The organism is Romboutsia sp. LXY-2 (genome assembly GCF_056171995.1).
Map to the genome: position 1 here is coordinate 275,025 of NZ_JBKFGI010000003.1, position 24,716 is coordinate 299,740.

Sequence of the window (24,716 nt, forward strand, 5' to 3'; positions counted from 1 at the left end):
AAGGGGGATTTATATTAAAATAATCATGAGTAATTTATAAGTAAAACCATAATATATTATAAGTAGACCTAAGTTATTGATTAGGTCTATTTCTAATATATTATCTTTTATAGAATGAGTAAAATATGATATATTAGAAATATATTTTCAAAATCAAGGAGCTGAAATAATTGAGTAAACAAAAGAAAATACCAACTGTTGGTCAGATGGTAATAGTACGTGGAAGACCAGCAATTGTAAAAGATATAACACCATCTAAAAATAGCACAAATGTAGAAATATTTCATGCTATAGATGTACAGTACATAGACGGATGGCTACATCCAGAAAAAGACCTATTAATATGGGAAAGAGAATACGAAGTAGAAATAGTACAAGGAAACATGCTTCCTAAAATAGATAATGAAGACTTTTCACCAGATGAACCAGAAAAACTAAAAGCATTTTTAAACTCATACAAATGGTCATCAGTAGCAAGAATAAACGCTACAGATGAAGATGTAAACCTAACAGCTCCATGGCAAAGCTCTGTGCAAATAGAAGACTATCAACTATACCCAGTACTTAAATCATTAGCAATGCCAAGAGTATCATTACTACTAGCAGATGACGTTGGACTAGGTAAAACTATAGAAGCTGGACTTATAGTATCAGAACTTATAGCTAGAAATAGAGTTAAAAGAGTTTTAGTAATATGCCCAGCATCTCTACAACTACAATGGAAAGAAGAATTAAAAGATAAATTCCATCTAGACTTTGAAGTAATAGATAGAAAGAAAACTTTCGATATACAAAGAACTATGGGAATAAACTCAAACCCATGGGCTATATATCCTAGAATAATAACATCTATGGACTACCTAAGACAGCCAGATGTACAACAAGCATTTAAAACAGCTACTCAATCTATGTCAGGAAACATAGAAGGAAAGCTACCATGGCAGATGCTTATAGTGGACGAAGCTCATAACTTTGCTCCATCGGGAATGGGAACTAACACCCAAAGGTATGAAATGTTAAGAGAACTTAGCCTAAACTTTGAACACAAACTATTCTTAACAGCAACACCTCACAACGGATATACACATTCATTTACAGGATTACTAGAGCTATTAGATCCTGTAAGATTTGAACAAAAGACAGAGCTAGAATCAAAAGACCACAGCCATATAGAAACGGTTATGGTTAGAAGATTAAAAAGAGATTTAAATACATCTAGAAACAAAAGATTCGTTAAACGATATGTAGAATCTATAGATATAAATTTAAATAAAGAAGAAAAAGAATTATTCGAAGCTTTAAGAGAATATAGAAGTGCAGGACAAAAACTTCTAGCTAAAAAAGAAAAAAGAGAAAAACACATAGGAGAGTTCTTATTTAAACTTCTTACCAAAAGACTTTTATCAGGAAGTTATGCTTTTGCATGTACATGGTGGCAACATGTTGCAGGGATGGATGAAACAGAATTATCAAGCTTCAATGAGCTAGAATACGCAAAAGATAGAGTTGATAACGCTATAGACGATGACATAGAAAAAGAACAAAGAGAAGAAGAAGCTGTAAGAAAGACAGGAGCATGGTTAACCCAATATAAAGAAGAACTAAAAGATGAAATAAAATTAGTGAGCAGTGTACTTACAAATATGGGATTAGGCAAAGAAAACATAAGAAAGGATGTCTCAACTTGGAGTAAATTCCAAAGTGAAAGTAAGTGGGAAAATCTTATGACCTGGATTAATACCAATTTAAAAGAAGGCAAAAACTTTAAAACTGACGAAAGAGTCATAATATTTACTGAATATAAACAAACCCTAGCATACTTAATAGAAAGGTTCAGAAAATCGGGAATACAAGAACCTGTTATAGATATGCTTTATGGTGGAATGACATCTGAAAAACGTCAGGAAATAAAAGAAAGGTTTAATGACTCTACAACACCATTAAAAATACTTTTAGCAACAGATGCTGCATCGGAAGGGGTAAACTTACAAACTGGATGTAGATATATATTCCATTATGATGTACCTTGGAATCCAATGAGAATGGAACAAAGAAACGGGCGTGTAGATAGACATGGGCAGTATAGAGATGTTTACATACATCACTTTAATAGTAAAGATGATGAAGATATGCAATTCTTAAGCAGAATAGTACAAAAAGTAGACCAAGTCAGAGAAGATTTAGGAAGTGTAGGACAAGTCCTAGATAGAATGATAGAAACACATTTTGATTCAGTTGAATCTAATATAAATGAAAATTTAGATGTAGATTTTGTTGGACAAACATATAAGTCTGATATGAAACAAAGAATTACTGATATTCAAAAAGATAGTAGTAAAGCGCTACAAAGGTTGACTGCTACAGAAATATCATTAGATTTAAATCCAAACAATGTAGCTGATATATTTAAATACGCATTACAAAGTAATGGAGGAGACTTAGAAGAAGTAAAAACACAAAATGGAACTGTATATAGGATAAATCCAATACCGCCAACTTGGAATGCAATAATAGATGAAACAATAAGAATAAAAAGTGGAAATCAAAAAGGAGCATTACCTAGAGTAGTATTTGATTCATCATACTTTGAAAAAGAAGTTAATGGATATAAAGTATATTCATACAGTGATGATATAGTACTTTTAAGACTTGGTCATCCATTAATACAAAAGGCCATATTAAATATGAAAAGAGCTCTATGGGAAGATACTAAGTTAAGAAGATGGACAGTTCAAAAAGGTAACTTACCACATGGTATAAATGAATTAATACAAGTAGATTTATTACTAGAAGTTACAAATAAATTAAGAGAAGTAATACATCAAGAAGTTATAACTTTAAATTATCAATGTGACGGAGATAATGTAATTGCTATAGATGATTCACTAAAACAATATGTAACGAACATACAAAAGCAAAAACTTACGTTAGATGAATTAGATAATACACTAGATGATATAAGAGATGAGTGGGATGAAATCAAATCTGATGTAAGAAAAGAAATACAAGCTTTTAGAGCTGAAAAAGAATCTTGGTTTAAACAAACACTAGAAGCTAAACTTAAAGAAGATAAAGAATTACAAAAACAGATATTTGATAAGAGGATAAAAGAACTTAAAGATGAAAAGTTAGAAAAAGCAAAAGAAAAAATATCAAAAGATTTACAAGCTCAAACTAAGGACCTACAAGAGCTTCAAATGAGTTTAATAGAAGATGTTGAAGGGAAAGTAAAAGAGCAAATAAAAAATCTAGAAGTTCAAAGAGATTTAATAATATCTAATAAACAAATAATGAAAGAAATACTAGAAAAAGAAAAAGAAAGAGTACTTACAAAAGTACTACCACAAAGATATAGCCTTAACAATATAGAAGTACATCCATTAGCGATAGAATATATAGTTAAAGGTTAGGAGGACTAAAATGGCAATTGAAAATATAAATGAAAGTATAAAGTGGTGGTCAGAACTAAAGCATGGGGGTATGTTAATATCTCCAGCATTAGTTGGTCAATACTTTGAAAATATAGATGAATTATCATTATATAAATATAACCTACTTAGAGATAAATATATATCTTTTGACTCAATAAGAAGTTCACAAAAAGATATTACAAAGATGGATACAGAAGTTATCAATAAATGGGTTGATTATATAATAAATATAATTTTACAACACAACCCAGATCATATAGTAAAAGGAAAGAATATAGATTCAAAGTATAAGCTAAAGACTATACTAGGGCAATCATTAAGTCCTGATAGAGTAATATTTTCTGATGCAACCAGAAAAAATCCTATATTATTAGTATCTATTCAAAAGTCAGAAAAACTAGGTGTAGGAAAAGATAGAAAAAGTTATACAGAATTTATAGAGTTACTAAGAGGAACTGGAGTAAAGTTAGGGCTTATAACAAATGGAGTTCAATTTAGGCTTTGTTATGCAGGTATAGATTACGATGCTTGGACAGAATGGGATGCAAGTATGTGGTTTATAGAATCTGAATGGAGAAAGCAACTAGATGGATTCATAGCACTACTGGGAAAAGACGGATTACAACTAGTAGAGGGCGAAAATACAAAGCTTAAAACTATAATAGAAGAATCTAGAAATAAGCAAAGCGAAATCTCAGATATACTAGGGCAACAAATACGTGAAGCTGTAGAAATACTAATAAACCAATTAGATAGTACAGTAAAAACATATCCGGAACTATTAGAAGCGATTACTAAGGAGATAGATGATACTGATAAAAGCGACCAACAAATAAACGGTGCTCTATATCAAGCTGCATCAAGGATAGTAATGCGTATGGTAGTACTTTTATTTGCAGAAGCAAGAAATTTACTTCCAAGAGACATAGTAGAATATAACCAAAGTTATGGAATAGAAGGTTTATTTGAACAATTAAAAATGGCACTTGCTTATGAAAGTAAGTTAAATATGAAAAATCAATATAGTGCATGGAGAAGAATAATATCTTTATTTAATTTAGTTCATGAAGGTAGTAACCATCAAACTATAAACCTTCAAGGCTATGGAGGAATATTGTTTGAAAGAGGAAATTTAAAAAATGAAGATGAGATTCTTCAATGTATAGCTATATTTGAAAATATAAACTTTAAACTAAATGATTATCAAGTATATGAATTACTTGAAAAAATTAAAGTGGGTAAGTTAAAAGTTAAGCAAGGTAACAAAAACGTATGGGTTAAAGGTCCTGTAGATTTTTCAGATTTAAGAACTGAATACATAGGAATAATGTATGAAGGATTACTTGATTACTCATTAAAAAGAGCTACAGAGCCACTTATAGTGGTTAATATAGGTAGTCAACCAATACTTCCATTAAGTCATCTAGAAGGTATGACTGACAAAGAAATAAAAGACTTAATGAAGAATCTTAAAAAAGATAGCAAAAGTGAATCACAAGATGCTGATGCTAACGAAGGTGATACAACTTCATCACAAGAAATAGATGAGGAAGATGGCTTATTAGATGAAGTCTATAAAAGAACTAAAGCATGGGGATTAAGAGTTGTTGAGTTAGAAAAGAAAGTAAAGAAAACAAAATCTATGGATGACTATACTTACAACAAAGCCTGTGAAAAAGAAGCAGATAAACTTGCAATAAAGATACTTCATGAAGGTGAATATTATATAGCTTCACAAGGAGGAACTAGAAAAGGGTCAGGAACATTCTATACAAAGCCTGGACTAGCAGTTCCAACTACACAAAGAACACTAAAGCCACTATTATATGATACAGATAGTGAAGGAAATGATATACCTAAAAAACCTAAAGAAATATTGACGGTAAAGGTGTGCGACCCTACATGTGGCTCGGGAGCATTTTTAGTATCAGCAACAGACTATATAACAGATGCTCTAACTAAATCTATATTATACTATGGAAGTTATACAAGTTATTATAATACCAAAACAAGGGTACTTCCATTTGGTAAAAGTTCAAAAGGTAACTTGGATGAAGAATTAATTTCAGTACCACCAGATGACCCTAAATTTGAAGAATACTTAAGAGCAAATCTTATGAGGCATGTTGTGGAAAGATGTATATATGGAGTAGATATAAATCCTATGGCAGTAGAATTAGCTAAGCTTGCTTTATGGATAAATACTATGAATACAGAACTTCCATTTACATTCTTAGACCATAAGATAAAGGTAGGAAACGGACTGGTTGGAACTTGGTTTGATCAATTTAAGCATTATCCTATACTTGCATGGAACAGAGAAGGTGGAGATAAAGAACACTCTAATGGAGTTCATTACAAAAAGGGTGAATGGACTAAGGCTTTAAAAGAGTTTATGGATAAAAAAGTTAAGCCTGATATGGTTAGATTCATAGAAAACTTAGAATGTAATAATCAAATAGGATTTGAGGCTAAAGAAGATATATCTAATAAAGAAATAGAAGATGCTTTAGAAAAAGCTATAGAAGCTTTAGATGAGTTTAATGATTTGCCAATGTCGGCTGCAGGTATGAGAGCAAAGGAAGAAGTTTATAAAAATAAGATACTTAATAATAAATCTATTAAACTTCTAAAAGAAGCTTTTGATGAGTGGTGTGCATTATGGTTTTGGCCAGCGGATGAATTAGATGAAGATGTTCCTATGCCTATGAATTTCCATAATATATCTGATAAAGCTAAGGAAAGAGTTAAGCGAATAGCTAGAGAGATAAAGTTTTTCCATTGGGAATTAGAGTTTCCTGATGTATTTGCAGGTAAAGATAGTGGATTTACAGTTATATTAGGAAATCCACCATGGGATATGGTGAATGCAAATTCAAAAGAATTTTTCTCTATGTATAATCCCATATATTCAACATACGGAAAACAAAGAGCAATGGAAGAGCAAAAGAAACTTTTTGAATTAGAAAACATTGAGAAAATATGGCTAAAAAATAATTTATATTTGAGAGCTATGAGTAATTGGGTATTTAATCTATCTAATCCATATAATATTAGATTAGATAGGGGGAAAAGAAATGAGGAATTGCATTCAATATGGCGAGATTCAAGACTTAATGGTGTGACTAACAGTGATAATAATTTGTATACTTATCAAGGTGCAGGAGACCCCAATAAATATAAGTTATTTTTAGAAAAATCGTTTTATATATTAAAAAAAGAAGGAAGATTAGGAATAATAGTTCCAGGAGGGGTGTATTCAGATAGTGGAACATCGGATATAAGGGAACTATTTTTAAGTAAATCAAAGTGGGAATGGTTATTTAGCTTCGAAAATAAGAAAAAGATATTCGATATACATTCATCATTTAAATTCTGTATAATAATATCTGAAAAAAGTAAGAGTAAAAATGAATATATAAACACAGCCTTTATGAGGAACAAAATAGAAGATTGGAATAATGCAGAAGATATATGTTTTAAATACCCAATAAAAATAGCTACAGAGTATAGTCCTCATAGTAAATCAATACTAGAAATAAATAATAAAAATGATATTGATATAGTAAATAAGATGTATAGTAATGGAAAAATATTAAGTACAAAAAATCAAGATGGGCAACAGATAACGGCTAAAAGAGAATTAAACATGACTGATGACTCTAAGTTATTTACTCGTGTAGAAGATATATTAAATTTATATAAAAAGAATGTGTATAGTCAATGGATAAGTGATAAAGATGAAATATTACTACCGTTATATCAAGGTGGTATGATAAATCAATTTGATTTTGCCTATAAGTCATGGGAATCTGGAACAGGTCTAAATGCTAAGTGGAGTGAAATATTAATAAACAAAAAAGAAATAAACCCTCAGTTTATAATAAAAAAAATAGATGCAGAGCAAAAATTAGGAACTAGCAAAAGTATAAAAATATTTTATAGAGCTATAGCAAGAAATACAGATACAAGGACAATGATATCAGCTATAACTCCACATTATCCTAGTGGAAATTCTTTAAATAAATTAGAAATACCGGATTCAAACGTAGAGGATAAACTTATATTAAGCCAAGTAATTAATAGTTTTTGCTTTGATTACATCCTACGCTTTAAGTGTGTAGGCACAAATCTAAATCCATTTATTCTTAAAGAAATGCCTATATTAGAAACGTTAAAATTTAAATACATTATAAATGAAATTATAAAATATAACGCATCTCTACAATTGAATCATAAAGTATTTGCAAAAGAATGGGTATGGTTAGTAGATAAATACACTAATATAAAGAGTAAAAGTTGGTATTCACTTTGGGTACAAACAGAGCATGAAAGGCTTAGAATTCGTTGCATACTAGATGCAGTAGTAGCAGAAATGTATGGACTAGATTATGAAGATTTAGCATGTATATTAAAAGATGACCCAACAGACCCTAAAGGATTTTGGAGAGTTGATAAAGACAAGCCAGTAAACATGAGACATACTACATTAACACTAGTAGCTTTCAAACGATTAAAAGAAATAGGAGTAGAAGCATTTTTAAAAGAAGAATGGCAACTACCAAAAGATGTAGCAGAAGCTATGGGACCAAGATTCTTAGATTGGCAACTAGAAAAGAGCGTAGAAGAAAGCTGGAAAGAATGTGAAGAACACGCTAGAGAATTCTTAGGAGATGAAGAATACGAAGAATTTATAAAAAACTTAGAATAATAAAGGGGAGATTGTAATGGCAAAAGGAATAAATCCTATAAGATTTGCAAATGAAGTTAATGAAAACTTTTTAAACTATCAATTAACAGCATTCCCTTTTACAGATGAAAACTTAAACAAACAAGCAAAAGACTTAATAAAAGGAGAGGGAACATCCTCTCCTATGATAAAAGGACCATTTGTCAGTTTAAGTAAATCATTTTTAGAAGGAATGACTATAAAAGAATTAGAGGAAGATGGAAAAGTACATCCTGCACTAGCAGGTGTAGCACCATTCCCTACACTATTTAAACATCAGGAGAAATCATTACTAAACATTCAACAAGATAAACACTGTTTAGTATCTACAGGTACAGGTTCAGGAAAAACAGAATCATTCATGTTACCTATAATAGATTATTGTTTAAAATTAAGAGACCAAGGGGCAAGAGAAGGCATAGTAGCAATCCTTGTTTATCCAATGAATGCACTTGCAAATGATCAATTAGACCGTCTAAGAGGGATGCTTGCAGGTTCTGGAGTTTCTTTTGGTATGTATGTAGGTAGTACTCCTGAAGATGAAAGCAAACTAGGTGGATATATGAGAATGTCTTCAAAAGAAGGTAAGAAGGATTACTATAAGCACAGAGAAGGAAATAGAGCTTCTGATATGATAATTTCTCCTTTTGAAGAAAGATTATCAGAAAAAGAAATGATAGAAAATCCACCTAGAATACTACTAACAAATGTTAACCAACTAGAGCTATTACTTACTAGAAAAAAAGATATATCAATGTTTGTTAATGCTCCACTTAAATACATCGTATTTGATGAAGTCCATACGTATAGTGGTGCTAAAGGTGCAGAGGTATCTTGTCTAGTAAGACGTTTAAAAGCATTCTGCAATAAAAGTGCTGATGAAGTTGTATGTATAGGAACATCAGCTACAATTGCAGACAAAGAGGATAAAGGAAATGTAGTTGGTAAGTTCGCTAGTAGATTCTTCGGGGTTAATGAAAAAGATGTTGTTTTAGTTAAAGAAGAATATAAAAATGAAAGCTTTGTTCAAGATAAATTAGTGCCTAGGAAAATTACTAATAAAATAGATAATTTACTAGATGAAACACTAAATGCTATAGAAGTAGAAGATGAAGCTAAAATAGAAGAAATATATAATACACTTACTAATAGTACTCTAGAAGGTCAAGGTGATATAAGAGCTAGATTATATGAAAACTTAAGAAGAAATGAATATGTATATAATTTAGTTAGAATATTAAGTCAACCAGAAAGTGTTGAGGAAACTATCAGTAAAATAAATAGAAGTATAAATAGAGATGCATGGAATATAGGTATAGAAGCTCAAATAGAACTTTTATGCTATCTAGCACTAGGAGCATTTGCAGAAAAAGAAGGTAATCCACTTCTTAGACCTAAGGTACATTATTTTGTAAAAGGTCTTGAGGGAGTAGTAACGGTATTTGAAAAACATGAAGATAATAAATTCTATCCTAAAATGTATATGAACATGGATGAAGCTATGGAAAGAAATAATATATTACCAACAGGGGCATTACCTACATTAGTGTGTGGTAACTGTGGTCAACATTATTTTGAAGGATACTATGAAAATTTAATAGTAGAAGATAAAGAAATCTTTGGTGGAGAAGCTGTAGAAGGAAATCGAATATGGTTATCTACATACGAAGGAATGGATAATGCAAATAGAGCAGTACTGACAGATAGTTTCTTTGTAGAAGAAAGTGATGATGAAGAATCTGCAGAGAAAGCTAAAGAAGTTTTAGCTAAGAAAAAACAACAACTATATATGTGTAGTGTCTGTGGAACTCTTCATAAACATAATGGAGATTGTAAAAATGATAAATGTAGATATGCAGGTCCATTAGTACCTATGTATATCATGAGCAAACTAGAAGGTGGAAAGCTATTCCAATGTGCAACTTGTGGTCATAGAGGTAGTAAGAAAAATGGAGAAGTAAAAAGAGAAGGTATAAGACCTTTATCTGCGACTACTGTATCTGATACTCACATATTATCTCAAAACATGATAAATGCATCAGAAGGAGAAACTCAAAAGCTAATAGTGTTTGCAGATAATAGACAAGATGCTGCTTTCCAAGCAGGATGGATGCAAGACCATACTAGAAGATATCGATTTAGACATTTAATATATGAATACTTACATGAGAAAAATAGTCCAGCTAGTATAGGTGATATATTAGAGCACCTTATGAATTTATTTACTAAAGACATGAGTTTAGCAAGAACATTGGCTCCAGAAGTATTTGATATGAAAAAACAAGAAGCTTACAGTAGTGGTTTAGAGGATTTACTAGAAACTTATCTACGTATAATAATAGTTAGAGAATTAGGAACTGCATATAAGCAAAGAGATAGTTTAGAAACCTGGGGTGTAGTTAAAGTATTATACTATGGAATTAATACTGATAGTGCATTCATAAAAACTTGGTCAAATAAACTGGATATAGAAGATGAAGAATTAGTAAATGGTATTAATTCATTATTAGATAAATTTAGAAGAGAAGGTTCACCACTTCTTTATGATGATAGTGAAGTATTTACTAGATACTGGAGAGAAGGAGATAGAGAAGTTCAAAGAGGATTTATACCTTTATTTAACTTCCCACCAAAAGGATTAGCAAAAAGAGCTGAAGGTCCAAAGAAGATGTATATGAAAGGATTTGAGGGTCCAAGCATAAAGCAGTTTATATCTAATTGGAAAGTAAATTCAAAATATGTATCTGAATTCGTAGATGAACTTTGGGAATTTTTAACTCAAGATATAGAAGTATTAAAAGAAGTTAGCTTAAAAGGTGGTAAGAATAATATTTTATCAGGTGTATATCAAATAGATTCTGCCAAAATAGGCTTAACTACGCAAATGGAGTTTTATAAATGTAATGTATGTCAAAGAGTTCACTCAAGACATATTCCAAATAATGCATGTACTGCTTATAGATGTCAAGGTAAGATAGAAAAAGGAGAGCCATCAAAGGAAAACTATAATGTAAATATGTTAAATAGTACTTTTAGTATGGTAGTTCCTAGAGAACACTCTGCACAAGTACCGGCTAAAGATAGAGAAATTATAGAAGATCAATTTAAATCCAATAAAGGTAATATAAACTGTCTTATAGCAACACCTACACTAGAAATGGGAGTTGATATAGGTGCTCTAGATATGGTTCTTATGAGAAATGTACCTCCTAAACCTTCTAACTATTGGCAAAGGGCAGGTAGAGCAGGTAGAAAGCATAGAATGGCGGTTGTATATACTTACTGTAGAAGAAGTGAGCATGATAGGTATTTCTTTGAAGACCCATTAAGAATGCTTGATGGAAAAATAGATCCACCAAAGTTTAACCTTAGAAACGAGATAATGATAAAGAAACATGTACATGCAACAGTTATATCTCAATTTATAAGAATGACACAACTACCTTCTTTCTATAATATTGATGAGAAGGAAGTTGAAAATATATTAGATATACTTAATGATAATATACCAAGCTTCATAAAGGAATATCTATTCTACAATGATTCTGAATATAGAGATGAACCATATAATGTAGCGAGCTTTAATACTATAATATTAAAATATAAACCAGTATTATTAGAAGAAATAAAGAAAGTGTTTAAGTTATATTGGCCAGAAGATGATAATTTTGTAGTATGTGATGAGCAATTAGAAAAGTACTTAGATGAAATGACTGAATCACTTCAAGAAGTTGTCAATAGACTTCATAAGAGGATGAAGTGGGCAGTTAATAAGCTTAGAGAACTTAGTACTGTAAAATTAAGAAAACTTCTTGAAAAAGAAGATGAGAAGCTAGAAATGAGATGTAAAAGCTATATTGATAAAATGAGAAGAGTTTCATTAGAAACATATACATTATCAGTACTAGCAGTTGAAGGATTCTTACCTGGATACGGTGTATTTGAAGGTAGTATAAGAGCTTACTTAAATAGAAATACAGCTAAAGGTATAAATGATTTAGAATTATCAAGAGCTACATCTATGGCAGTAAGAGAATTTGTTCCAGGAAATATGATATATGCAAATGGTAGTAGGTTTAAAACGACACTATATCATTTCCCAGCACAAAAAGAGCAATTTGTACCTGATGAATATGTTATAAATACTGAAAAAGGAATAATTAAAAACTCTGCTCATAAAAAAGATGTTAATAAAGGCTATGGTGATGAAAAAGCAGTAGGAATAGTAGGTGTTCCTATTTGTGATACTACAATATCATATGTATCTAGAATATCTGATGAAGAGGTCAATAGATTCCAATTGCCAGTAGTAGTTTTAGGTTACTTAAAGAAACCTCATAGAGGTATAAAGACTTATAAACTAGCAAATGGAAAAGAATTTAACCATAGATTTGGGCAACAAATTAGACTTGTAAATATAGGTCCAGCAGATAAGGTTCAAGACAAAAGGTTAGGGTACCCTATATGTACAGTGTGTGGAGCAACTAGGTCACCATATGCATCAGATAAAGATATAGCTAATTTTATGGAGATGCATGAAAAGACTTGTTCAAAGCCACCAAGTAATATAGTTTTATCTGCAGACTCAACTGTAGATGGATTACTATTTACAGGATTAGAAGAACAAGCTGATGCAGTAAATTTAGCAGAAGCTTTAAGAATAGGAGCTTCACTTACAATAGAAATGGAAGCTAATGACCTTCAATATTTAGTTATAGCAAATGATGATGATACATTTGATGTATTTTTATATGATTCAATGCCAGGAGGTTCTGGACTATTACAACAGATGATAGACAACTGGGTTGAAATGGTGCAAAGAGCTGTAACAAGTTTAAATCAATGTAGCGGAAGATGTGAAGCAAGCTGCTATGATTGTATGAAAACTTATAATAATGTATTTGTTCATAAATTATTAGATAGACAAAAAGCTGTTGAGCTATTGCTAAATTGGTTAATGCCACCTAACTTTGAAAAAGAATTACCACCAGTAGTTACATTAGAAGATGATAGGGCTAGTAAAGGAACTAATGCAGGAGAAGTTTCATTATTTAATATACTTAAGAAGGAAGGCTTCCCTGACTTTGAAGAGCAAAAGGTAATAAAGATAGGTGCTCCATATGATAGAACTTTACCAGATTTATATTATGAGGATGAAGATGATGATGTAAGAGTGGCAGTTTATTTAGATGGATTATCTAATGCTATACATGGTAATGAAAAACAAATAGCAATGGACAACATGATAAGAATGCAATTGGATGAGATGGAAATAGATGTTATAAGTATAGCTGTTAGTGATTTAAATGATCCCGAAGCTTTAAACAAGTCATTGAGAAAGATAGCAAGAAAGATACAGAGAAAAGATTTAGCAAAGAAATATAAATAGATATATGACTTGTAGATATTGTATAAAAACTGTGAAGAGTAAGAAGTGCTTATATAGAGTATTCTTACTCTTTTTAGTATTAAAAGGGAAATAAAGAGAATATTTAGATTATTAGAATATTTTAGTTAAAGATAGAATTATAAAAATGTCGAAATTTGCAAATATAAAATAACCGTTATATAATGATTTCATAAAATACATATTTAGCATAGGAGGAATATAATGATTATTGATAATAAATTATTTCATTATACATGTAAGCACAACTTACAGAGCATATTAAGTCAAGGCCAATTAAATCCAGATGTTTTAGGTGATATATACTTTGCACCAACATTATTAGATTGTAAAAAATTTGTACTAGGTTACTCGGAACTTAATAACATAGATGCATCACAATACATAATACTAGAAATAGATATATCGCATTCGGATATAGACATATCTAATTTAGAAGTATCATTTGACCATAATAAAAAATATTTTTATAATGCAGATGCCTTAGTATACAATGGTGTATTAAAAATAGATAATATAAAAATCCATGAGATGTAATAATAAATGTAAATTTAAAATGCTTTTTAGAGGTATAATACAAGGCAATTGTTATATATTGTTAACTTAGGCTACATGAAAAGGAGGGCTTTATGAAAGACGGTTTAGATTTATATGATTTTTTTATAACTAAAAAATACTCATGGTTGGATTTGGTAACAAAAGCTACTTTAAGCGAAACTTTTGATGAAACAATATTTTATCTATATTTAGCAGATAGTCCACTCGTAGAAACTCCGCTTAGTATGCCGATAAAAATGTTAAATGAGTACACTTTTAGACGTTGCGATAAATGCCCTTTATGGATTAACGGTAATGGTGATGATAGAGATTTCTATGGTATATGTATTTTAACTGGATATGAAACAAGGTATGATGGTGATTGTGGGAACTATAGATCTAAAGATTTAGAAGAAGGGTATTGTGAAGATGAAATAAATCCATTTAATATTCAAGAGATAATTAATCTTGTATCGAATAAGTGATATTAGTATATTACGAACAAAAAATAGCATGATATAATACATTTTAAGTATTGTATCACGCTATTTTGTTGTAAAAACTTATGTGATTTTAAGCGATAAAATAATTGATGCACCTCAAAAGTAAAAATGTTAAGCATATATTTAGGGGCTTAATTTTAGTCAGATATCCTATTTATTTTTGTTATAATATAATAAATACTAAAAATCGGAGGGGTAGCAGTGTTAAACGAAATAAAACTTGGTTGGATAGACTATTCAAAACAAGATCGAGATAAAGTAATGTCAGTACTACACATACTATCTGAGCCACAAGCAGTAGATGAACTAGGAGTAGGACAAATAAGAGATAGATTTGCAGATATATTATTCCCAGGTACATCCACAGTACAGACTAGAGCAAAATACTTTCTAATAGTACCGTACCTACTAATGGAACTAGAAAAAGATAAAAATCCAACACCTAAAAAAATGATGGACAAACTAAATGAACAAGAACTCTCCCTTATACCAATACTAAACAAAGAACACTCAGAGGGAGTAATAGGAAAACTATCAGGGCACAAACTAAAAAGAAAACCATCTAGTATCTATTGGAATGGAATACGTACCTTTGGACTATTTAAATACGATAAAATATCTTTAGGTGAATATATAAAAGCAGTGTGCTCACTAAAAAATCAAAAGGAAAAAATTAAGAAGTTGGGAAATGAAAATCTAGAAGAAGGAACATCTAAAGATGATATAGACGCACTAAATGGAGAGATAGTAAGCGAATTCTTTAGCTGTATACCACCAAAGAAAGATTGGATAGAAAACTTAGATATAGAACTTACTCTAGAAGAAGCAGAATACCTAAAAAGTAAAATAATAAAATCTAAAAAATCAAAGGACACATTACTATCATATCTGCTAAAAGAAGGCAAAGACAAAATAGAAGAAATAAATGACTTTGATGTAATAGGAGAGCTATTTGATTTACCAAAGGGTATAAAAGAAGACTATTATATGGCTAGAGATTTTTCAGATTTTATATACGGTGCTAATATTAGATACAATTATATACTATCTAAAGGAAACAATGAAGACATTGAAGAAGAATGGCTAAACTGGTATGAATCTGATTTTGTAAAATATAAATTTGAGCATTTTGATATATATGCAGTTATAAAAAGATTAGATATACGTAGTGGAAGTGTTGTGAGGTTTTTAAACCAATGGAAAGAAAAACTACTAAATGGAAATCTAGAAGAAATAGATAGATTAATCATAAGTAGAGAAGAAGAGATAAAAGGCAAACAAAGAGCCAAGTTAACTAATCCTAAACTAGCCTTTTATGGAGATAACAATATGGTTCGAGGCAGTAAGCTAGAGTATCGATTTACACCAGGTAGAAGACTTACAGTAGATATTTTTAGAGGAATAGAGGGAGAGCAAAATGATTAATCCATCAAAAGAAAGACATTCATATAGTGACTTATTAAAGCCACCAAGTGGGTATAAGGTTGATTTTGCAGTGGGGACTACTTATTCATTAGATTTAGAAGCTCTTATTGGAGTTCCAATAGCACTATGCTTATCAGAAGAAATGGAAGACACTTTTATTCAAAATCCTATTGCTGTGATAGAAGGTATAAGAAGGGCTTCTGATAGTTTTATGGTATTTTGTGAAGGGGGACAAATCAAAGTACCAGATAATTTAAATCACATATATTCACTTATGGAAGAGAGTGTGTATGAAGTAGCTTTATCTAATAATAAATCTTTTCACCCTAAGGTATGGGTAGTAAAATACACTAGTGAAAAAGAAGATTTGTATAGATTGATAGTCCTTAGCAGAAATCTTACCTTTGATAGAAGTTGGGATATGGTGGTATCTATTGAAGGAAGAGCATACAAGAAAAAGAATAAACAAAATAAGCCACTAAAAGATTTTATGGAGTTTTTAATTCCATATACAAATAATGAAGATAAAAAAGATAGATTAAAAGAGTTAATTTCAGAAATAGAGTATGTAAAATTTGAAACAAATAACAGGTACTACACAGATTTTAAGTTCCATCCAATAGGTATCAAAAACTATGATAAGGATAGTACTGAAATTTTTAATACTTACCATAATTTAATGATTATATCACCTTTTTTAAGTAAAAATGTAGTGCATGATTTGAATAATTTGGCATTGTCTTATGCACCTAAAACTTTGATAACTCGTAAATCAGAAATTCCAAAATTAGATAGTTACATATTAAATGAAATGGATGTGTATACCTTAAAAGATATAATTATTGATGGGGAAGAAAGTTTGAGCGAGGATGGAGAAGGTGAATATAAAAAGCAAGATATCCATGCAAAGTTTTACGCTAGAACTAAATACAGTGAGCATAATTTTTATATAGGCTCTGCTAACTGTTCTAATAATGCTTTTAATGGTAATGTTGAATTTATGATTAATTTAACTTATAAAAAACGTGGATTTAGAATAGATGATTTACTTGAAGATTTATTTGGAGATAAGGATAAAAATGAAAATCCATTTGAACAGGTTACTGAGATGCTACAAAAAGGTGAGGATAATGTTGATATACAAAATGAACTAGAAAAAGCAATCAAGCAATTATGTAGAACCAAAATAAAAGCAAGTGTAGTAGATGATGAAAATTGCTATAAAGTAATAGTTGAGGCAGAGTCTCTAAGAGCGGATATTAATTATTATATAAGTCTATTAGGACGAAACAAGTATGTGCTTATGGATAATGTGACTAATATTGATGAACTACATTTAATTGATCTTGGAAACTTTTATAAAATAAAAGTAGAAAAAAATGGTCAAAAGGTAGAGAGGGTAATAAAAATAATCACTGATAATATACCAGATGGTAGAGATAGTGAAATATACAAATCAATTATTAATAATGAATTTACTTTCTTAAAATATATTTCATTTATATTAGCGGATGATTTTCTAATAGAAACATTACAACAAATAGAAACAAAAAATAAAAATAACAATACATGGGAAAGATATGCTATGGATGGTCCTATACTATATGATAACATGCTAAAGTCAGTATCTAGGCAACCTGAAAAGATTGAAGATATAAATGAAATTATTAGTATGATAGATGATGATAGTATTGTTTCTAATGAATTTCTAGAGTTCTACAATATTGTTTTAGGTGCGAGTAGGAGGATGAGAAGATGATAGATTTACAAAATAGAGAGTCAGAAATAATCAAAGGTCTAAAAGATTTTCAACTTGCTACTGTAGAGAGAGTATCCTATTTATTTAATGAAGGCTATACAAGAGTACTTGTGGGGGATGAAGTAGGGCTAGGAAAAACTCATATAGCTAAAGGTACGATAGCTAAAATGGCTAGGCATTACAAAGAAGTACTGAACAAGGATTTGTTTAAGGCAATATACATTTGTTCAAATCAAAGTATAGCATCACAAAACATTAATAAACTTAGAATAGATAATAAAGTTTCTAGGGAGGGAGTATGGGATACTAGATTATCTATGCAGCATTTAAAAATCTATGAAAGTGACAATGATGAACAAGTAAAAGAAAATTATATTCAATTAATACCCCTAACACCAAGTACATCATTTAATATAATCAATGGATGTGGTAGCGTAAGTGAAAGGGCATTGACTTATGCAATATTAAAAAGGTATATGCCGTTAAATAGTGTATTAGATGGACTTGAACGTTTGCTAATAGATAGAGCACCAACAGCATGGCATGGTTGGGTAAAAGATTACTTTGAAGATAGAGTAGTAAATTGTAATTATAAAAGTAATTACCAATATATAGAAGATATAATAGATAAAGTAGACGAGTACTTTCAGCATAATAATGAATTACTAGAAGAGCTTAAAAAGTTGTGTTACAATGTACAGCATTATCCTAATATAAAACATGATGGAACTACAAAGATGATTCAAAATCTAAGGACTATGATGGCTTTTATAAGTGTTGATTTGATGAATCCTGATTTGGTTATTATGGACGAGTTTCAAAGGTTTAATGAGATAATTGATATAAAAGGGGAAAGTGAAACTGCAATTCTTGCCAGGAAGTTTTTTAATAATAGTAATGATATAAAAACTAAGGTACTACTATTATCTGCAACTCCTTACAAGCTATACTCAACACTTGAAGAAATAAATGAGAGTGGAGAAGATGAGCATTATAAAGAGTTTATGAGGGTAATGGATTTTATATTTTATGATAATGAAGAGCTAAGAACATCATTTAAACAAGTATGGAAAGATTACTCAACTACACTACAGGAAGCTACTAATGAAAACTTTGCCACCCTTATATTGAAGAAAAATAAAGCGGAGGAATATCTATATAAAGGTATATGTAGAACAGAAAGAATGCTTATAAAAGGAGCAAATGACATAATAGACCTAGATATATCTAAACACAAAGCAAGTATTAGTGAGTATGATATAATCTCATATACTCAAATGGACAATATTATAAATAATATTGATTTAAAATACCATGTACCAGTGGAATATATAAAATCAGCTCCATACATTATGTCATATATGAATACTTATAAGCTTAAGGAAAAAATATTTAACTACTTTAAAAACAATCCTAAAGAAGCATCAATGGCTAAGGGAGATAAAATATGGTTAAATGCAAACAAAATCAATAAGTATGATGAAATATCTATGGGAAATGGAAGACTAGAAAAAATTAGACAAATTAGCATTCCTAAAAATGCAGAACGCTTACTATGGATACCACCATCTAGACCATATTATGCACTAGGTGGTCCATTTAAAGGGAATGAGGAATTTTCTAAAACTTTGATTTTTTCTGCATGGGAGATGGTACCCAGATCAATAGCTACGTTGATTTCTTACGAAGCAGAAAGGATGACTGTAGGTAAGTTAGTAAAAAGTACACCTAATGAAAAAAGAGAAAGAAGAGGTTATTTTAACACTAAAAATAGATTCCCTGCACCTAGAATAAAATATAATATAGGTAATTCATTAAGTTTATTATACCCAAGTATAACTCTTGCTAAATTGTTTGATTCACTAGATGTTATAAATAGAAAATTAACCTTAAAAGATATTAAAAAGGAAATAGAAAACAACATCTCGGTACTTTTAGAAAAAATAAGTAGTGAAATAAATATAAACAACAAAACCGTTGATAGAAGCTGGTATTATATAGCACCTTTATTATTTGATTTGGAAGAAGAATCAGTAGGAGAATTTTTAAATAATATAAATTTAATAGAGAATAGAGAAGATGAAAATAATGATGTAGATAAAAGTGCCTTAGCTAAAAACTTTGAAGAGCTAAAAGAAGTATATTTTAATAAAGATAATATAACTTTAGGTAAAATGCCTAATGACCTTAAAATAGTTTTAGCTAACATGGTACTAGGCTCACCATCAGTAGCCGCACTTAGATTACTTAAGAATAATAGTAAAGAGTCTCTAATTAATGCTGTAAGAATAGGTAAAACAATATCTGATAGATTTAACACACAAGAAGCTACTTCAATTGTAGAACTTCAATATGGAAAACGAAGTGATGATACACACTGGAAGAATGTATTAAAGTATTGTGTAGATGGAAACATACAAGCAATGTTAGATGAATATACACATATGTTAGAAGAATCAAATGATATGAACAGTAAAAATTTAGAAAACAGGAATAATATTCTTACAGATATAATATGTAAAAATTTAAAAAGTCACTCGGCTAGTTATAATATAGATACATATGAAAGTTTTGTGAATAGAGTAAATGGAGATACTTCAGATAAAGCAAAAAAAATGAGATCTGGATATGCAGCTGGTTTTTATGATACTAAAAAAGAAGATGGAAAAGTACAACGTAAGGATAGTTTAAGACATAGTTTCAACTCACCATTTAGACCATTCGTACTAGCATCCACATCAATTGGACAAGAAGGATTAGATTTTCATTACTATTGCAGGAAGATAGTTCATTGGAATCTACCATCTAATCCTATTGATTTAGAGCAAAGAGAAGGTAGAATAAACAGGTATAAGTGCTTGGCTATTAGACAGAATATAGCTAAAAAATATGGTGATATTAGGTTTGAGAGTGATATTTGGAATGAAATGTTTGAAGTAGCTAGTAATAATGAGAGAGATCATGGAACTTGTGAGTTAGTTCCATTTTGGTGCTTGCCAAGAGTGGATGGTCCTAGGATTGAGAGGATAGTTCCGTATTATCCTTTTAGTAAAGATATGGTTAAGTATGATAGGCTTATTAAGATATTATCATTGTATAGGCTAAGTCTAGGGCAAACAAGACAACAGGAGCTGATCGAGTATTTATTTAGCAATGGCATAGATGGAATTTATTTAGAAGATTTATTTATGAACTTGAGTCCAATATATAAATACTCTTATTTTTTATCAAAACAGGAATAGTTATATATAAGTAACTTTTGTTATAATAAAAAACACAGTAAATCAATTATTAAGAAGATTTACTGTGTTTTTTATGTTAAACGAGACTGTGAAACTAATTGAAGGCAGTATTTTTATTATATAGTACAATTTCTTCTTTTCTTATTTTAAATTCTAAAGTGAAAGGTAAATTAGCTCTATTATAAAACTCAGAACTCTTATATAAAAGCATATCTACTGGAATGTTTGTAGCCTTTGTAATCGATCCTCTTATTTTTACAACCAAATCTCTTTTACGAGACTCATAATCATTTGTTATTATACACAAATCTATATCGCTTGATTTATTTGGAGTTCCATAAGCATAGGATCCAAATAAGTATATCTCACTTATGGGAGCATCTTGATTTATTTTAGAAATGATATTATTTATTTCTTGATGTATTGTCATTTAATAAAATATCTCCTTTTAATAATAAGTTCATTATCTATTAATATATTATAACTTATTTTATCTATAAACTATAATTCACTTTTGCTATATCAAATAAAATTCTATTAAAATATTATAATAATTTAGAAATAATTAGTTCAAAGTGAATAATACCCTTTTATGTAGTTATAGATTTATATTAGGAATCTATAATAATAGAACAGGTGAATAATACCCTATAATATGTATTATCGGGTAAAAGTACTAAGAAGGAGTATTTTATGGCAAAAAGGAAGATTCCAGAGTTTTTAACAGAGCAGGAACAAGGGCAGTTGATAAGTGTTTTTAACATAAGATATTTTAACTCATTTAAAAATCGTACTATGATTAAATTATTTTTAGCTTCAGGACTGAGATTATCTGAGATGATTAATCTCAGATGGAAAGATATTAATTTAATGACAGGTCAATTAAAGGTTGTAGAAGGTAAAGGAGCAAAAGACAGAATTCTTTGGATTTCTGAAAGTATTGTAGAAGAGTTAAGAGTATGGAAAGAAAGACAAGTTGAAAAGTTAGGTATATGTGAACATGTATTTACTACAAGTAGCAAGAATAAGTTAGATGATAGGAATGTAAGACGAATGGTGGCTGAGTATTCGGAAAAAGCAGGTATAACTAAAAATGTAAGCCCTCATACGTTTAGACACACATTTGCTTCAGATTTATTAAGAGCTACTAAAAATATAAGATTAGTACAAAAAGCTTTAGGTCATGAAGATTTAAGTACTACGATGATTTATACTCATATTGCTGATGAGGAATTTGAAGATGCTTTAAAGAAATTAAGAAATTAAATAAAAAATAAAGTAGATATCTAAAATTGATTAGTAATTTTAAGATATCTACTTTATTTGTATATAATTTAATTAATATATTCTAAAACTATTATCGAGAAATTAATTTTTTACCATTGATGAATGTGGATGATATTTGATTAGGAGTAGTGATTTCTAATCCAGGGACACCATCAGCAACTAAGAAATCAGCATTCATACCAATATCAAGCTTTCCAACAGTTTCCTCCAAACCAAGTATTCTGGCAGGATTAGTAGTTAATAAAGAAAGACATATATTCTCATCGAATCCATTTTCAAATAATAATTTCATAGATGGTTGAGCAAGAAGCATTAATACATCAGATCCATATAGATTATTCTCATCTAAATTTAAATGAGGAGCTGGAGGTAAATATGCATCAGTTGCAATTGATACCTCAATACCTTCTTTTACTAAATTTAATATATCATAAGGCAAATTAGGTGTAAGGTGTGTACCACCTAAAGGTGTTGCTACGATAGAAGTATTATTAGCCTTTGCTCTTATTATTTGTTCATCAGTAATACTATGAGCATGATGAAGAACATCTATACCACATTTAAGTGCTAGATTAATTCCTTCTTCCCCAGCTACATGAGCTCCAATTTTTTTGCCTTTCTCATGAAAAATATTCACTATAGATTTAAGTTCTGCTTCGTTAAAAACAAGCTCTCCTGCTCTAGGAACAGAAGAAAGAGGTAGGTTAGCAGGTGTAGCATTAATAAATATATTTTCACCTGGAAATTCATTTTTATCAGCTATTAAAGACACTTCTTTAACATCGGATAACATATTTTTAGTAACTTGCTCACTCTCATGTAAGCAAGTATAACTAGACAAATCATTTGTTCCTATGGTAATACTATTTAATGAGAATTTTACTCTTAAAGGTGAGTCTTTAGCAAGTTTTATATAATCATCTATAGAAATACTACAGATAGGGCTTCCGCAAATTTGTTCTCCTATGCATGTTATACCAGATAAAAGTGCATTAAATAATAACATTCGTCCAGCTTCTAGATAGGTTTCTTTTGTAACAGGATAAAGTGACCCCGCAGCATACTCTAACAAATGACAGTGACAGTCAATTAAAGAAGGTGTAATTACTTTTTCACCGTAGTCATACACAGGTATATTATTAAGATCATTTTTTAACTCTTTATAAGTTCCTACATTTTCAATCTTTCCATCATTTATAATAATTACGCCATCTTCAATAGTTCCTTTTTCAGATAAAGTAATTATTTTCTTAGCACGACAGGCAAATATATTATCTTTCATTAAAATCACCCCACTATAAATGGAGTAAGTCCATATGCTAATATAGTAGCAGTTACTACTCTAATTAAACATCCTAATACTGCAGCATTTAAAGCTTCTTTCTCTGTTAAATCTGTTGATTCAGCCCAGGTAACAGGTACTTGACCTAGAATTACAGATAGTGGTAATCCAGAGTTTGCAAGCACAAAACCTCCAACTACTAAGCGAGGGTCAATTTGACCAACTAAATTAGCTATTTGTGACATTGCTAAAGTTGGGCTTACTAAAAAAGAAACTATACCACTTGATGGTTCAATTCCTAAAACTGATAAAATAGATCCCATATAATATTGAATTTGGCTCCATAGTCCAAGGAAATCTAAAACTCCAATTATAGAAAATACTACAGCTACAGCAGGTATTATTACTAACAATAATAGATGCATACCTTCAGCTCCTGAATCAAAGAGTACCTTCATAATAGGGGTATTAGGTGTAAATCGAGGAAGTTCTTGTAATTCAACACCTTTAGTATTTCTATATATAGTTTTTGATAAGATAAAAGGTACAATAATAAGAGGTAAAAATATAGATAGAATAACAAGTGGTAAACTATTAATTTTAAATACACTAAGAGTAATGATTCCAAGTACAAAGGTAGCAAAAGATTGAGGGTTTTGTATCATAGTTGCTACTGCAATCTTTTGTTCTGATTTTGTTGCGTTTGCTTTAACAAGTACAGGTCCAGCAACTTTTCCTGAGGCGTTAATATCACCTAATATATTGTATATACTTGGTATAACAACTGAAGGGTTTATATTTAGTATTTTCATTATAGGTAAGAATAGGCGAATTAGTGCATCTGTAAAACCAAAGCGCTCTAGTATACGTCCTACAATTACACTTACAACTATGGCTATTCCAACATCACTTGTTAGAAATACATCTACAACTATTGGGAATACTTGAGCTGTAATAGAGTTAAAAAGATTAGATAAGCTATCTGGTGAAAAAATAAGAGCTAAAAGGCTTGAAATAACAAGGATTAGACCTACTATTTCAATTTTAGTCCACTTCTTACGGTTAACTTCTTTCATTGAGATTATCCCCCTTTGGAAAAATTATAGATTTTATA

12 protein-coding genes are annotated in these 24,716 nt (G+C 30.1%); 9 read left to right on the plus strand and 3 right to left on the minus strand.

What is annotated here, in order from left to right; all coding sequences use genetic code 11:
* The first annotated feature begins 170 nt into the window (after positions 1–170).
* The 8 genes from drmD (at position 171) to ACI48P_RS07245 (ending at position 21,033) form a co-directional block, all read left to right on the plus strand.
* On the plus strand, positions 171–3,410 hold the full coding sequence (gene drmD, locus ACI48P_RS07210; RefSeq protein WP_475214809.1) for a DISARM system SNF2-like helicase DrmD: 3,240 nt from the start codon (positions 171–173) through the stop codon (positions 3,408–3,410).
* Between the two features lie 10 nt (positions 3,411–3,420).
* Positions 3,421–8,142 (plus strand): Eco57I restriction-modification methylase domain-containing protein, encoded by a 4,722-nt coding sequence (locus ACI48P_RS07215; RefSeq protein ID WP_475214810.1) that lies wholly within the window; start codon positions 3,421–3,423, stop codon positions 8,140–8,142.
* A 16-nt stretch (positions 8,143–8,158) separates the two neighbouring features.
* Entirely contained in the window at positions 8,159–13,549 is a 5,391-nt protein-coding gene (locus ACI48P_RS07220; protein ID WP_475214811.1) for a DEAD/DEAH box helicase, read from the plus strand.
* A gap of 222 nt (positions 13,550–13,771) precedes the next feature.
* A complete protein-coding gene (locus ACI48P_RS07225) occupies positions 13,772–14,104 on the plus strand; it encodes a hypothetical protein (protein ID WP_475214812.1) in 333 nt (110 codons plus the stop codon).
* Between the two features lie 92 nt (positions 14,105–14,196).
* A complete protein-coding gene (locus tag ACI48P_RS07230) occupies positions 14,197–14,589 on the plus strand; it encodes a hypothetical protein (protein WP_475214813.1) in 393 nt (130 codons plus the stop codon).
* Between the two features lie 219 nt (positions 14,590–14,808).
* The gene (locus ACI48P_RS07235; protein ID WP_475214814.1) at positions 14,809–16,032 is read left to right on the plus strand and encodes a DUF6361 family protein; all 1,224 of its coding nucleotides are present in this window, start codon (positions 14,809–14,811) and stop codon (positions 16,030–16,032) included.
* On the plus strand, positions 16,025–17,791 hold the full coding sequence (locus ACI48P_RS07240) for a phospholipase D-like domain-containing protein (protein ID WP_475214815.1): 1,767 nt from the start codon (positions 16,025–16,027) through the stop codon (positions 17,789–17,791). The genes ACI48P_RS07235 and ACI48P_RS07240 overlap by 8 nt, the downstream gene beginning before the upstream one ends.
* The gene (locus ACI48P_RS07245; RefSeq protein WP_475214816.1) at positions 17,788–21,033 is read left to right on the plus strand and encodes a helicase-related protein; all 3,246 of its coding nucleotides are present in this window, start codon (positions 17,788–17,790) and stop codon (positions 21,031–21,033) included. The genes ACI48P_RS07240 and ACI48P_RS07245 overlap by 4 nt, the downstream gene beginning before the upstream one ends.
* A 94-nt stretch (positions 21,034–21,127) precedes the next feature.
* Here the strand turns inward: ACI48P_RS07245 and ACI48P_RS07250 are convergent, their stop codons facing one another.
* Positions 21,128–21,463, minus strand: a complete 336-nt coding sequence (locus tag ACI48P_RS07250; RefSeq protein WP_475214817.1) for a nucleotidyltransferase domain-containing protein — start codon at positions 21,461–21,463, stop codon at positions 21,128–21,130.
* A 263-nt stretch (positions 21,464–21,726) separates the two neighbouring features.
* On the opposite strand from ACI48P_RS07250, the gene ACI48P_RS07255 reads away from it, so the two are divergent.
* Positions 21,727–22,299, plus strand: coding sequence for a tyrosine-type recombinase/integrase (locus ACI48P_RS07255; protein WP_475214818.1), 573 nt, complete (start codon positions 21,727–21,729; stop codon positions 22,297–22,299).
* Positions 22,300–22,390: 91 nt separating this feature from the next.
* Here the strand turns inward: ACI48P_RS07255 and ACI48P_RS07260 are convergent, their stop codons facing one another.
* Together ACI48P_RS07260 and ACI48P_RS07265 are read right to left on the minus strand one after the other, a co-directional pair.
* On the minus strand, positions 22,391–23,602 hold the full coding sequence (locus ACI48P_RS07260) for an amidohydrolase family protein (protein WP_475214819.1): 1,212 nt from the start codon (positions 23,600–23,602) through the stop codon (positions 22,391–22,393).
* A 5-nt stretch (positions 23,603–23,607) separates the two neighbouring features.
* A complete protein-coding gene (locus tag ACI48P_RS07265; RefSeq protein WP_475214820.1) occupies positions 23,608–24,678 on the minus strand; it encodes a hypothetical protein in 1,071 nt (356 codons plus the stop codon).
* Positions 24,679–24,716 lie beyond the last annotated feature (38 nt).

Excerpts from the sequence above, each read along its gene's own strand:
- ACI48P_RS07245 (WP_475214816.1), top strand. The coding sequence starts at position 17,788 with ATGATAGATTTACAAAATAGAGAGTCAGAAATAATCAAAGGTCTAAAA.
- ACI48P_RS07220 (WP_475214811.1), top strand. The coding sequence starts at position 8,159 with ATGGCAAAAGGAATAAATCCTATAAGATTTGCAAATGAAGTTAATGAA.
- ACI48P_RS07230 (WP_475214813.1), top strand. The coding sequence starts at position 14,197 with ATGAAAGACGGTTTAGATTTATATGATTTTTTTATAACTAAAAAATAC.
- ACI48P_RS07215 (WP_475214810.1), top strand. The coding sequence starts at position 3,421 with ATGGCAATTGAAAATATAAATGAAAGTATAAAGTGGTGGTCAGAACTA.
- ACI48P_RS07250 (WP_475214817.1), bottom strand. The coding sequence starts at position 21,463 with ATGACAATACATCAAGAAATAAATAATATCATTTCTAAAATAAATCAA.
- ACI48P_RS07225 (WP_475214812.1), top strand. The coding sequence starts at position 13,772 with ATGATTATTGATAATAAATTATTTCATTATACATGTAAGCACAACTTA.
- ACI48P_RS07255 (WP_475214818.1), top strand. The coding sequence starts at position 21,727 with ATGGCAAAAAGGAAGATTCCAGAGTTTTTAACAGAGCAGGAACAAGGG.
- ACI48P_RS07260 (WP_475214819.1), bottom strand. The coding sequence starts at position 23,602 with ATGAAAGATAATATATTTGCCTGTCGTGCTAAGAAAATAATTACTTTA.
- ACI48P_RS07265 (WP_475214820.1), bottom strand. The coding sequence starts at position 24,678 with ATGAAAGAAGTTAACCGTAAGAAGTGGACTAAAATTGAAATAGTAGGT.
- ACI48P_RS07240 (WP_475214815.1), top strand. The coding sequence starts at position 16,025 with ATGATTAATCCATCAAAAGAAAGACATTCATATAGTGACTTATTAAAG.